Below are 368 nucleotides of genomic sequence, written 5' to 3'. Positions count from 1 at the left end.
CCGGTACCTCAACCACCTCACCACTACGGCGAGTCACTTCAAGGGTCAGCTCACTGCGTGGAGAAATATCGCCTTTGATGGTGTAGGTTTCGGTGCCATCCAGACCCAGGGTCAGACGAGTGGTACCCGGCTTGAATTCCACCGGTAATACTCCCATACCCACCAGGTTGGTCCGGTGAATACGCTCGAAACCTTCCGCGACGATCACTTCCACGCCTGCCAGACGAACGCCTTTGGCGGCCCAGTCACGGGAAGAACCCTGACCATAATCAGCACCCGCCACAATAATCAGCGGCTGTTTGCGGTTCATGTAGGTTTCAATCGCTTCCCACATACGCATTTGTTTGCCTTCCGGCTCAACCCGCGCC

At 56.5% G+C, this 368-nt stretch carries 1 pseudogene; it reads right to left on the bottom strand.

Annotation, left to right across the window (positions count from 1 at the left end):
* Positions 1-368, bottom strand: a pseudogene (locus tag Q4563_RS17145) (Fe/S-dependent 2-methylisocitrate dehydratase AcnD); the annotation flags it as partial.

The sequence above is a fragment of the Gilvimarinus sp. 1_MG-2023 genome, from assembly GCF_030548285.1.
Note: the sequence above shows the minus strand (reverse complement) of the source record. Positions and strands in the feature narration are given on the sequence as shown.